12 protein-coding genes are annotated in these 12,319 nt (G+C 69.4%); 1 reads left to right on the forward strand and 11 read right to left on the reverse strand.

Features of this window, described 5'->3' with window-relative positions:
• Positions 1–5: 5 nt before the first annotated feature.
• From G537_RS0122815 to G537_RS0122860, 10 genes are all read right to left on the reverse strand, one after another.
• A complete protein-coding gene (locus G537_RS0122815; protein WP_026872090.1) occupies positions 6–1,295 on the reverse strand; it encodes an ABC transporter substrate-binding protein in 1,290 nt (429 codons plus the stop codon).
• A 177-nt stretch (positions 1,296–1,472) separates the two neighbouring features.
• Positions 1,473–2,462 carry an amino acid ABC transporter permease gene (locus G537_RS39380; RefSeq protein WP_245579080.1) on the reverse strand — a complete coding sequence of 330 codons (990 nt, stop codon included), beginning with the start codon at positions 2,460–2,462 and terminating at the stop codon, positions 1,473–1,475.
• 16 nt (positions 2,463–2,478) lie between these two features.
• Positions 2,479–3,312: a transporter substrate-binding domain-containing protein gene (locus tag G537_RS0122825; RefSeq protein ID WP_034852678.1), complete on the reverse strand. Its 834-nt coding sequence runs from the start codon at positions 3,310–3,312 to the stop codon at positions 2,479–2,481.
• Positions 3,313–3,437: 125 nt separating this feature from the next.
• On the reverse strand, positions 3,438–4,181 hold the full coding sequence (locus G537_RS39385) for an ABC transporter permease (RefSeq protein ID WP_064742193.1): 744 nt from the start codon (positions 4,179–4,181) through the stop codon (positions 3,438–3,440).
• A gap of 3 nt (positions 4,182–4,184) precedes the next feature.
• Positions 4,185–4,898 (reverse strand): ABC transporter permease, encoded by a 714-nt coding sequence (locus tag G537_RS0122835; RefSeq protein WP_026872092.1) that lies wholly within the window; start codon positions 4,896–4,898, stop codon positions 4,185–4,187.
• 9 nt (positions 4,899–4,907) lie between these two features.
• Complete coding sequence (locus tag G537_RS0122840) at positions 4,908–5,684, reverse strand: ABC transporter substrate-binding protein (protein ID WP_026872093.1); 777 nt, start codon at positions 5,682–5,684, stop codon at positions 4,908–4,910.
• A 43-nt stretch (positions 5,685–5,727) separates the two neighbouring features.
• Positions 5,728–6,768: a M14 family metallopeptidase gene (locus G537_RS0122845; protein ID WP_026872094.1), complete on the reverse strand. Its 1,041-nt coding sequence runs from the start codon at positions 6,766–6,768 to the stop codon at positions 5,728–5,730.
• A gap of 34 nt (positions 6,769–6,802) precedes the next feature.
• A complete protein-coding gene (locus tag G537_RS0122850; protein ID WP_026872095.1) occupies positions 6,803–8,434 on the reverse strand; it encodes a phytoene desaturase family protein in 1,632 nt (543 codons plus the stop codon).
• 107 nt (positions 8,435–8,541) lie between these two features.
• A complete protein-coding gene (locus tag G537_RS0122855; RefSeq protein WP_081688978.1) occupies positions 8,542–9,762 on the reverse strand; it encodes an aromatic ring-hydroxylating oxygenase subunit alpha in 1,221 nt (406 codons plus the stop codon).
• Positions 9,763–9,862: 100 nt separating this feature from the next.
• Complete coding sequence (locus G537_RS0122860) at positions 9,863–10,897, reverse strand: aldo/keto reductase (RefSeq protein WP_026872097.1); 1,035 nt, start codon at positions 10,895–10,897, stop codon at positions 9,863–9,865.
• Between the two features lie 105 nt (positions 10,898–11,002).
• Here G537_RS0122860 and G537_RS39390 point away from each other — a divergent pair, with 105 nt between their 5' ends.
• On the forward strand, positions 11,003–11,917 hold the full coding sequence (locus G537_RS39390) for a LysR family transcriptional regulator (protein ID WP_064742194.1): 915 nt from the start codon (positions 11,003–11,005) through the stop codon (positions 11,915–11,917).
• A gap of 110 nt (positions 11,918–12,027) precedes the next feature.
• On the opposite strand, the gene G537_RS0122870 is transcribed toward G537_RS39390, so the two are convergent.
• On the reverse strand, positions 12,028–12,319 hold a 292-nt coding region (locus G537_RS0122870), incomplete at its 5' end, for a transposase (RefSeq protein WP_026872098.1).

Genomic DNA, 12,319 nt, shown 5'->3' on the forward strand with positions numbered 1-12,319 from the left:
TCCGCTCACTTCGGCCGCAGGATCGCCTTCCCCTGATCGACCAGCTGCTGCGCCGCCTCGTCGATCGACAGGTTGCCGAAGGCGACCTGGTCCGCCGTCTTGCGCACCACGTCGCGGTCGAATTGCTGCGACCCGACCGGCGCCGGCGGCGGATAGGCGCTGACCTTGTCGGCCAGCAGGTTGACGTAGTCGACCGTTGCCCGCTCGGTCTCGTTCAGCTGCGGCAGGATCGCCTCGCGCACCTTCGGCGACATCGGCACGCCGCGCTCCACGCCGAGGATCTTGCCGGCCTCGATGTCGTTGACGAAGAAGTCGATGAAGGCGGCCGCCGCCTCGCCATGCTTGGAGGTCGCGCCGATGCTCCAGATCAGCGCCGGCCGGTAATAGTGGCCGGATGGGGCGCCGCCGCCGAGCGCCGGCACCATGGTGATGCCGAGCTTGTTCGGCATCATCGCCTGGTATCCGATCAGCTGGTTGGAATAGGTGAAGCCCATGACCGCATTGCCGCGGGTCAGCGGGTTGGTCTCGATGGTGTTCTGGTCCTGGGTCTGCAGGTCGGCCGAGACGCAGATGTTCTTCTGCCGCAGATCCTCCCAGTAGGCGTACCACTCCTTGGCGTCCTCGACGCCGAAGCCGATCGACCCTTCCGGCGAGAACAGGGCCTTGCCGCGCTGGCGCAGCCAGACGTCCAGCACATAGGCGTAGCGGGCGCCGTAGGCCGCGCCCCAGAGCTGGTCCTTGCCCGCCGCCTTGGTCAGCTCGGCCGCCAGCTCGGCGAACTGGGTCCAGGTCGTCTCCGGCGTCGGCACCGGGATGCCGGCCTTGGCGAAGACGGTGGTGTCATAGAACATCGAGAAGGAGTTGAGGCCGAGGCCGACGCCGTAGATCTTGCCGTCGACCCGGCACAGATCGAGCATCTTGGGCCCGAAGGCCTCGACGTCGAGCGGCTTCGGGATGAACTGGTCGAGCGCCATGCAGGCGCCCCGCTTGGAGTAGTCGGAGACGGTGCTGGGCTCGAGCTGGAAGATGTCGGAGACGTTGCGCCCCGCCATCTGGGTCGACAGCTTGGTCCAGTAGGCGTCGCCGCTCAGCGGCTCGCCGACGATGGCGATGTCCGGCACCTTCTGCTCGTACAGCTTGGCCACGTCCTGGGTGCGCTTGGCCCGCTCCTGCGAGCCCCACCAGGTCATGCGCAGCCGAGTCTCCGCAGCCATGGCGCGGCCGGCGCCGAGGGACAACGCCGCCCCGGCGGCGATCGAGCCCTGCAGGAACGAACGGCGGTTGAAAGCCTTCATCGGTTGCCTCCCCTTCTGGCACGGCGGCGTTCGGCCGCCACGTTATAACCATTTGGTTACTAATTATTGGCCGGACTCGGGTGATGTCAAACCAGGAATGGTCGAGCCAGGCTCTGCCTTGCTGTGCTGCCGGATGTAACCAATTGGATATATCTAGAAGCGGCGCGCCGGGCCGACTCAGCGGGCCGACACGCCCTTGCCGAAGCGCTTCTCGATCCGGGCCTGCACCACCTCGAAGACCGCCGACATCGCCCAGTAGATCACCGCGGCGACGATCAGCATCTCCATGTATTTGAACTCGGCCCGGCCATGGGTGCGGGCCAGGAACATGATCTCCCAGACGCCCATCACCGAGACCAGGGACGAATCCTTGAGCATGGCGATGAACTGGTTGCCGGTCGGCGGGATGATCAGCCGCATCGCCTGGGGCAGCACCACGAGCCAGGTGACCTCGCCCGGCTTCAGGCCGAGCGACAGCGCGGCCTCGGTCTGGCCGCGCGGGATCGCCAGGATGCCGGCGCGGAAGATCTCGGCCATGTAGGCGCCGTAGCACAGCGACAGGGCGATGATGCCGGCCGGGATGGCGTCGATGACGACGCCGAGCTGCGGCAGGCCGAGATAGATCAGCATGGTCTGCAGCAGCAGCGGCGTGCCGCGGAAGAAGGAGATGTAGAAGGTGGCGACGCCGAAGGCCGGGCCGCTCTGCGACAGCCGGGCCAGCGCCGCCGCGAGCGCGATCACGGTCGAGATCGCGATCGACACGGCGCAGATGAACAGGGTCAGCGCCGCGCCCTGGATGAAGCCGTCGCGCAGCTCGAGCCCGAGCAGGATCGGCGCCCGGGCGAGCATGAAGGGATAGCTGAGGCCGAAGCTCCAGCAGAAGGCCAGGAACAGGGCGAAGAGCTCGACCCAGATGATCGTCACCTGGGCCCGGAACGGCAGGTGGGACAGCAGCCAGAAATTGGCCACCACCAGCGCCGCCAGCGCGGCGACGACGAGCCAGGGCCCGGCCGCCTGGCCGGCCGGCAGGGCCAGCGCCGGCACGATCGCCGCCAGCCGCGCGACCAGCCCGCCATAGTCGAAACTGGCCAGCGCGGCAACGGAGAGGAGGAACAGGAGCCCGCGCAGCACCAGCGGCTGCGCCAGGGCTTCGAACAGGCGGATCACGCCACCAGCCAAGGGCTTAGGCCGCGGGCTTGGTCAGGTCGACCCCATACCACTTCATCGACAGCGTGCTCAGCGTGCCGTCGTCATGCATCGCCTTGACGATCTCGGCGAGCTTCGCGTGCAGCTCCGGATCGCCCTTCTCGATCGCCACCGACAGCGGCTCGTAGAACAGGGGCGAGCCCACCACCTTGATCGGGTAGCCGTTCTTGATCGCCCCCTGGATCGTCGGCAGCGCCGTGGCCACCGCGTCGAGCCGGGTGCCGTCGCCGAGCCGGAGGTCGTCCAGCGCCGGGACGTCGGTGTCGTAGGACTGGATCTGCGCGTCCTTGACCAGGAACTGGAACGGCGGCGCGCCGGCGGCGTCGATCACCAGGTCGCCGCGCAGATAGCTCTCATAGGTGGTCGCGGCACCGACGCCGATCTTCTTGCCCGAGGCGTCGGCCGGGGTCTTGATCGTGGTGTTGGCCGAATGCACCGCCAGAGCGGCCGGCGTGTAGTAGTAGATCGCCGGGAAGTCCAGCACCTCGGCCCGCGCCTTGGTCGGGGTCATCGACCCGACCGAGACGTCCCAGCGCCCGGCCCATTTGCCGGAGACGATGGTTTCCCAGCCCGGGGTGACGAATTCGATCGAGACGCCGAGCCGCTTGGCGATCTCGGTGCCGACATCGATGTCGAAGCCCTCGAACTGGTTGCTGGCGTTGAGCGAGGATTGCGGCGGATATTCCGGATCCGTCGACATCACCATCTTCTTGTTCTGCATGATCCGGTCCAGCACGGCGCCGGCGAAGGCCGGGCCCGAGGACAGGACGCCCATGGCGGCAACGGCCAGGACGATGCTGCGCAGACGCATGATCGATCTCCCAGTGACGCAAGGACGGCGCCTCTTCCGGGCAATCCGTCAGAGCAAGCCTAATCCCGCGCCGCCGCGCCGCACAATCGGCAAGGCAGCCGAGCCGGCCCCCTCCCCCTTTTGGGTCATCGCGCGTCGAGCGGCACCGCCGCGGCCGGGGCGACGCGGCCCGGCGCCCCGGCGGACACGGCCCGCCGGTGGACGCTCAGCCGCGCCTCGAGCCAGGCGAAGCCGCGGACGATGATCCAGGTCAGGACCAGATACATCAGCGCGGCGGTGATCAGCGGCTCATAGGTGCGGAAGGTCTGGGCGCGGATGATGTTGGCCTCGCCCATCAGGTCGCGCACGGTGATGGTGAAGACGATGGCGCTGGCCTTCAGCAGCAGCACCGTCTCGTTGGCGAAGGCCGGCAGGCTCTGGCGCAGCGCGATCGGCAGCACGATCCGGCGCAGCATCAGGCCGGGCGGCATGCCGACCGAGCGCGCGGCCTCGACCTCGCCGCGCGGCACCGCCTGGATGGCGCCGCGCAGCACCTCGCCGGAATAGGCGGCCGTGCTGATGCTGAGCGAGATCACCGCGCACCACATCGGTTCGCGCAGGATCGGCCAGAGCACGCTGTGCCGCACCGCCGGGAACTGGGCCAGGCCGTAATAGATCATGAACATCTGCACGATCAGCGGCGTGCCGCGGATGAACAGGATGAAGAGGAAGGCCGGCGCCTTCAGCCACCAGCGCCGGGACACCCGCGCCAGCGCCACCGGCACCGCCAGGGCATTGCCGCAGACCATCGACGCGGTGACCAGGAAGATGGTGACGAGGACGCCGTCGAAGAGACTGCCGAGGATGCGCTGGACGAAGTCGAGATCCATGGCTCAGGACCGCCGGAAGCCGCGGCCATAGGCGCGCTCGGCCAGCTGGAACAGCCCGACCGAGGCCATGGTCAGGACGAGGAAGATCAGCGCCACCACGGCGTAGAAGGTGAAGGGCATGCGCGTGGTCGCGGCCGCGGTGGCGGCGCTGCCCAGCAGGTCGCGCAGTCCGACCACGCTGATCAGCGCGCTGTCCTTCAGCACCACGACCCAGAGATTGCCCAGGGCCGGCAGGGCGAAGCGCAGCGCCTGGGGCAGCAGCACGCGGAAGAACATCACCCGCGGCGGCAGGGCGAGGGATTTCGCCGCCTCCACCTGCCCCGGCGGCACCGCCAGGATGCTGCCGCGGAACAGCTCGGTCGCATAGGCGCCGGAGACGAAGCCGAGGGAGGCGACGGCGGCGGCGAAGGCGTCGATCTCCACCGTCACCCCGGGCACCACGAGGCCGATCAGCGAGCGCAGGGCGCCGGTGCCGCCGTAATAGACGAACAGGATGATCAGGATGTCCGGCACGCCGCGGACGATCGTCGTGTAGGCGTTGCCGAGGGCCCGCAGCGGCCGGGGTCCGGCCAGCTTGGCCCAGGCCCCGAGCAGGCCGAGGACCAGGCCGACGAGATAGGAGGCGACGGCGATCTCGATCGTCACCAGCGCCCCGGCCAGAAGCTGCGCCCCCCAGCCCTTCTCCCCGAACCCCAGCAGGGCGGCGAGATCCTCCATCGTTCCGGCTCAGTCGCCGTAGATGTCGAAGGAGAAGTACTTGTCGTTGATCGTCTTGTAGAGACCGTTGGCGCGGATCGCCTGGACGGCGGCGGAGAATCTGGCGGCCAGCGGATCGCCCTTGCGCACCGCGACGCCGGCGCCGGCCCCCAGCAGCGGATCGCGGATCGGCTGGCCCTTCACCTCGAAATCCGCGCCCTCGGGCGATTTCAGGAAGCCGTCGGTCAGCGCCACGGAATCGGCCAGCAGCAGGTCGACCCGCCCCGCGATCAGGTCGAGATTGGCGTTCTCCTGCGTGTCGTAGGTCTTGATCGTGACGACGCCCTTGTACTTCGCCTCGACATAGTTGGCGTGGATGGTCGAGACCTGGACGCCGACGGTCTTGCCGTCGAGCCCCTCGGGGCTGATCTCGACAGCCTCGTCCTTGCGGCCGATGAAGACGGCAGGCGAGTTGTAGTACTTGTCGCTGAAGTCGACGACCTGCTTGCGCTCGTCGGTGATCGACATCGAGGCGATGATCGCGTCGAACTTCTTCTCCTGCAGCGCCGGGATGATGCCGTCCCAGCTCTGCAGCACCCATTCGCATTTGACCTGCATTTGGGCGCAGAGCGCCTCGCCGAGCTCGATCTCGAAGCCGTTCAGCCTGCCCTGCGCGTCGACCCAGGAGAAGGGCGGGTAGGATTCCGGCGTGGTCCCGATGCGCACCACTTCCTGCGCCGCGGCGGGGACGGCGAGGCCGGCGAGGGCGGCGATCGCCAGACAGGCGGACAGGATCGGTCGGTTCATCTGCTGCGCTCCCTGCGTCTTGCTTGAAGGGTGGCCGGGCCTCTCAGGATTCCAGGGGGCCCGGCCGGGCGGTCGCGCTCGGCGAACCGCAGACCAGCTTCATCATGTCCTCGCCCGGCTTGGTGCGGCCGTGGTCGCGCCGGCTCAGCACCAGCCCGGCCTGCGGGGCGCGGACGGGCACCGCCCCGCCCTCCTCCCCCGGCCGTACCAGGACGGTGGCGAGCAGGTCCCCGGCCTCGACCCGGTCGCCCGGCGCCCGCATGAAGCAGACGGCGCCGCCCACCGGGGCCCGGATCATCTCGATGTGGTCGAGCGCACTGACCGGGCCGGACCAGCGATGCTGAGGCGGGTCGCCGGCGATCACGCCGCGCCCGGCGAGGAAGCGGAACAGGCCCTCGGCATCGCGCTCCGCCAGCTCGGCGTCGATATCGGCCCGGCCGCGCAGCTCCACCGTCGACACCGCCTTCCCGGCCAGCTCGACGCCGCCGCGCAGCCAGGACACGACGCAGGCCTCGTCGAAGGCGCCGCCGCCGTCGCCGTCCCAGGCCAGCACCGCCCCTGGATCCATGGCGTCGGCCAGGTCGGACATCAGCGGCCAGAGCGAGGCCGGGATGTAGAGGTAGAGCAGCGAGTTCTCGTCGCAATGCAGGTCGAGGATGACGTCCGACTGCAGCGCCAGGGCCAGAAGCCGCGTCTTCAGTCGGGTGCTGGCCGGCAGCACCACATCCTCGCCCGGCAGCAGCATCGGGTCGGGCCGGTCGAGCAGCGGGAAGTCGCGGTTGAAATTGACCCGGGTGTCGAGGTCGTAGCGCCCCTGCCAGGCGCCGTGCAGCTGCTGCTGCAGCCCGATCGGGTTGGCCCAGGGGACGATGGTGATATCGCCGCGGATGTCGCCCGCGGCCTCGGCCCGGCGAAGCCTCGTGCACAGGGCGTCGAGGGCGACGACGCCCGGCAGCTCGTCGGCATGCAGCGCGGCCTGGAGATAGGCGGGCGGGCCGTCGCCTCGGCCCTTGAAACGCAGCACCGGAATGCGCCATTCGGCGCCCGGCATATCGCCGGGAATCACTTCCCAGGATCGGTCCATGCCCTTCCTGCTTCCTGTTCGGATGGGGGCATGATCATGCCGCGCGCCTCAGCCGCCGTCGCTTGAAATCGGCCAGGATCTCGCGCGCCGCGTTGTGGCCGGGCGCGCCGGTGACGCCGCCGCCCGGATGGGTGCCCGATCCGCACATGTAGAGGCCGGGCACCGGCGCCCGGTAGTCGCCATGGCCCAGCACCGGCCGGGCCGAGAAGATCTGGTCCAGCGACAGGGCGCCGTGGAAGATGTCGCCGCCGACCAGGCCGAAGGTGCGTTCGAGGTCGAGCGGGCTGTTGATCTGCCGGCCCAGCACCGAGGCCTTGAAGTTCGGCGCCCAGGCGTTGACCGCGTCGATGATCAGATCGGCCACCGTCTCGCGATGGTCGTCCCAGCTCGACCCGTCCGGCAGGTTCGGGTCGAAATGCTGGCAGAACAGGCTGGCGACGTGCTGGCCCGGCGGCGCCAGAGAGTCGTCGAGGGTGGACGGGATCAGCATCTCGATGATCGGCGCCTTCGACCAGCCGCCGGCCTTGGCGTCGAGATAGGCCCGGTCCATGTAGTCGAGGCTGGGGCCGATGATGATGCCGCTGGTGTGGTGGTCGGCCAGGGTCTTGCCGGGCAGGCAGGTGAAGTCCGGCAACTCCGACAGCGCCACATTCATGCGGAAGGTGGCGGAGCCGCATTTGAACCGCGCCATCCGCTCCCGGAAATCCTGCGGCAGGACCGCCGGGTCGACCAGCTTGCCGTAGAGCAGCTTCGGGTTGAGGTTGGAGACGACGCAGCCGGCGCGGATGGTCTCGCCCGCCTCGGTCACCACCCCGGCGGCGCGGCCGCCCTCGACGATCACCTCGCGCACAGCGGCATCGGTGCGGATGACCGCGCCGCGCGACGCCGCCGACTTCGCCATGGCCTGGGTGATCGCGCCCATGCCGCCGACGGCGTGGCCCCAGACGCCCTTCTTGCCGTTCACCTCGCCGAAGACGTGGTGCAGCAGCACATAGGCGGTGCCGGGATGGTACGGGCTGGCGTAGTTGCCGACGATGCTGTCGAAGCCGAACAGCGCCTGCACCGCCGGCGTCTCGAACCAGCCGTCGAGGAAATCGGCGGCCGATTTGGTGAACAGGTCCAGCAGGTCGCGCCGCATCACCATGTCGAGCCGGCGCAGCCGGTTGCCGAGCGATCCGGCCCGGACCAGCTGCGGCAGCGCCGCCGACCAGCCGCCCTCGATCACGTTCGGCGGGGTGCGCAGCACGATGTCGCGCAGCACGTCGGCGATGGCATCGAGCCGGTCGCTGTAGGCGTCGTAGCGCTCGGCGTCGCGGGCCGAGAACCTGGCGATCTCCTGCTTGGTCCGGCCGCCCGGGGCGGCGATCAGGGAACGGCTGTCGTCCACCGGCAGGAAATTGGCCAGCCGCCGTTCGATCACCTTCAGCCCGTGGCCCGGCAGGTCGAGGTCGCGGATCACCTTCGGGTTCAGCAGGCTGACCGTGTAGGAGGCGGCGGAGTTGCGGAAGCCGGGATGGAACTCCTCGGTCACCGCGGCGCCGCCGACCACCTTGCGGCGTTCCAGCACCACCACCTTCAGCCCGGAGGCGGCCAGATAGGCGGCGCAGACCAGGCCGTTGTGGCCCCCGCCGATCACCGCGACGTCGAACATCTGTGAATTCGCCATGAAGATCCGCCTGGCCCTGTCCTTCTTCGTCATCCCTGCGGAAACAGGGATCTTTTCGCAGTCTCATCGAGATTCCCGCTTTCGCGGGAGTGACGACAAAACTGACTTTACTCCGCCGCGAAGGCGGGCGTCTCCGGCGCCGCGCGGCGCAGGCTCCAGCCCGCGGGCGGCGGCCGATCGAGCCGGCTTTCCGGGATCAGCCGGCGCATGGCGCGGGCGAAGCTGCGCAGGCACACCTCGGTCTGGCCGAGCGGCCCGACGGTGTAGCTGGAGGAGCCCATGCCGGCCTGCACCCGGTCGATCAGCGCCTTGTCCTCGAGGCTGACCCGGCGGTTGATCCGCCAGTTGAGATAGCGCGCGGCCTTCATCTCGGGCCGATGGTCCGGATGGACATAGGCGATCTCGCGGATCATCGTCTCGGTCGGCGAGACCGGGATGAACTGCATGAAGTCGATCTGGTCCGGATAGATGTCGAAGGCGATGTTGGGCCAGAGCTTGAAATAGGTCCACAGCCGCTGCCGCTCCGGCGGCAGATGGGCGACCTTCGGCAGGAAGTGCTGATAGGCCCGCTCCGACAGCACGGCCGAGGGCCGCTCCTGCAGATGGCCCCACATCTTGTCGACCCAGGGCCTGGCCTCGACGCCGTAGCCGCGGCCGAACAGCCGGGTCAGGCCGGGATGGGCGACGGTGATGTGCAGCCCGTCGGAATAGTTGTCGGCGACGTTCTTCCAGTTGACCGAGCGCGGCCGCAGCGTCACCCGGCCCAGCGGCACCATCTCCTCGATCCGGTAGGCGGCCATCTCCTCGGCGTAAGCGCCCATCATCTCGGCCACGCTCGGCGTGCCGGGGGCGAGGCGGATGAAGACGAAGCCGCAGAACAGCTCGTGCTCGACCGGCACCAGGCCGTGGCCGGAGAGGTCGAGATCGCCGTAGCTGGCGCGCTGCGGCATGCCGACCAGCCGGCCGTCATGCTCGTAGGTCCAGGCGTGGTAGGGGCAGACGATGCGGCTGCCGCACTGGCCCTTCGGCCCGTCCAGCAGTCGCGCCGCGCGGTGCCGGCAGACATTGTGGAAGGCCCGCACCGCCCCGTCGCGGCCGCGCAGCACCACGATGCTCTCGCCCAGGAAGTCGAAGGTGTGGAAGTCCCCCGGCTGCGGGATGTCGTTGAGATGGCAGACCACCTGCCAGGAGGAGCGGAAGACGGCCTCCCGCTCGACCGCGAAGAACTCGGGATCGTGATAGATCCAGGCCGGCAGGCTGACATCGTCCTCCGGCAGCCGCGCCTCGGTCGGCGGCGCCTCGGCGCGCCGGTGCATCGGTTCGATCATGGCTGGCCTCCCGCGGCCTTTCCGGCCGCCCTTGTTATACGACCGTATAACAGCTTCGGAGAGGCGGTCAATCACCGATCGACCGGCACCGGCCCTCCCCTCACCGCTCCCGCGCCGCGCCCTCCGGCGGGCGGTCGATCAGCCGCTCGATCTCGGTCATCGCCTCGGACGGCAGCGGCCCCTTCTCCAGCGCCCCGGCATTCTCCCGCACCTGCGCCACCGAGCGGAAGCCGGGGATCGGCAGGGTACGCGGCGACTTGGCCCACAGCCAGGCGAGCGCCCCCTGGGCCAGGGTGCGGCCGTCGGCGGTCAGCAGGTGCCGGATCCGCGCCAGCCGGTCGGCGAAGCCGGGCGCGACGCGGCCGTCCTTGAAATAGTCCATCCAGGCGAAGGTATTGGACCGGACGTCGTCCGTGGGCAGCGCCTGGCCGGCCGCGAACTTGCCGGTCAGCAGCCCCATGGCCAGCGGCGAGCGGTTGATCGAGATCAGCCCATGCGCCTCTATCACGCCGAGCATGGTCGGCGCGTCGAAGAACAGGTTCATGCCGTGCTGCACGGCGACGAAGCCGTCGCGCCCGGCATAGGCGGCCGCCCGCTCCGGGAAATCGGTGCTCCAGCCATAGGCGCCGATGGTGCCGGCCGCGCGCAGATCGTCCAGCACCTCGAACACCTCGCCGGCCCGGTCGATCGGCAGGTTGTTGAGGTGCAGTTGCACCAGATCGATGCGGTCGCGGCGCAGCCGTCGCAGCGAAGCCTCCACCGCGCTGCGGGCTTCGCGCCGCAGGTCGCCCTCCGCGATGCTGCCGGTGAGCTGCTTCGTCGCCGGGTCGAAGCGGTTGCCCAGCTTGGTCGCGATCACCACGTCGTCCCGCCCCTCCAAAGCCCGGCCCAGCACCTCCTCGGAATGGCCGGCACCGTAGACGTCGGCGGTGTCGAAGAAGCGGATGCCGAGGTCGACCGCGCAGCGGATCGCGGCGATCGAGTCCGTGTCGTCGACCGTGCCGTAGCCGAGCGGCGTGTCGCCGGCGAAGAACGGACCGCCGACCGCCCAGCAGCCGAGGCCGAGGCGGGGCACCTCGCGCCCGTCCCACAGGCGGATCAGGGTGGCGGGAAGAGGTCCGGCTTGATCGTTCATGGCGCCCTCCTTTTCAGGATCGAAAAGAAACTGGATCAGACGAAGGCAGGCTATCGGCTATGATCCGGCCCCGGAACACGCAGCGCTGAAAAGACCATTTCAAAGATGAAAAGGCCGGTCGACTGGGAGGACATCCGCCTGTTCCTGGCCGTGGCCCGCGGCGAGGGGCTGAGCGCGGCGGCCCGTCAGTCGGGGTCGAGCCCGGCCACGCTGGGGCGCCGGATGACGGCGCTGGAGCGCAGCCTGGGCCAGCGCCTGTTCCTGCGCGAGCGGCTGGGCTATCGCCTGACCGAGGCGGGACGCCAGTTCCTGGCCCAGGCGGAGGAGATGGAGGCCGCCGCCACCGGCATCGAGCGCTGGCGCGACGGGCTGTCGCCGCGCCGCACCGTGCGGATCTCGGCCGGGACTTGGACCTCCTGGTTCCTGGCCCGGCACATCGACGCGCTGTGGTCGCCCGGCGAGCCGTGGACGATCGACTTCGTCGCCGCCAACGCCCGGCTCGACATCGCCCGCGGCCAAGCCGATATCGGCCTGCGCAACCGCCGGCCGGAGGAGCCCTGGCTGGCCGGGCGGCGGACCGGCGACGTCGCCTTCGCCGTCTATGGCCGGCGCGGCGCCGTACCGGAGGATCGCTGGATCGGGGTGACCGGGGACGGTGCCGTCACCCCCTCGGCCCGCTGGGTGGCGGAGCGGCACGCCGCCGCCATCGTCGCCCGCGGCAACGACCCGCGGCTGATCCTGGATCTGCTGCGCCGCGGCGTCGGCCGGGCGGTGCTGCCCTGTTTCGTCGGCGATGCCGATCCCGGGCTGGAGCGGCTGCAGGAGATCGAGGAACTGCGCCACCAGCAATGGCTGGTGCTGCACCAGGAGGAGCGCCGCCATCCCGCGGTGCGCGCGGTGATCGAGCGCATCGTGCGGCTGATGCGGGAGAACCGGGCGCTGTTCAGCGGCGAGGGCGGAGCCGCCCCCTCACCCGAAATCGCTGACGCGATTTCGACCTCTCCCCAAGGAGAGGTGTAGAAGCAGCAGCTCCTGATCCCTCTCCTCGGGGAGAGGGAGGGGCCCGTCGCGTCAGCGACGGGACGGTGAGGGAGAAGCCGGCTCCGCCAATTGTCTAGAGCATTTTCCGATCAGTCGCGGTCATATCCGGCAGCAGTAAAGTAGTTCTGGCAATCGTCAGGTGTGAAGGCGTCGACGGCCAGTGCGATCGCCTGCCAGAGGTCGTCGACGGTCCTGGGGGCGAGCTTCTTGAGGAAGGCCTTGAGTTTGGAGAAGGCCATCTCGATCGGGTTGAAGTCTGGGCTATAGGCCGGCAGGAAGCGCAGCTTGGCGCCGGTGCCTTCGATGGCGCTGCGCACGGCAGCAGGTTTGTGGGCGGGCAGGTTGTCCATGACGACGATGTCGCCCGGGTTCAGCGTCGGG

This window comes from Inquilinus limosus DSM 16000 (assembly GCF_000423185.1).
In the GTDB taxonomy this organism is placed as follows: Bacteria; Pseudomonadota; Alphaproteobacteria; order DSM-16000; family Inquilinaceae; genus Inquilinus; species Inquilinus limosus.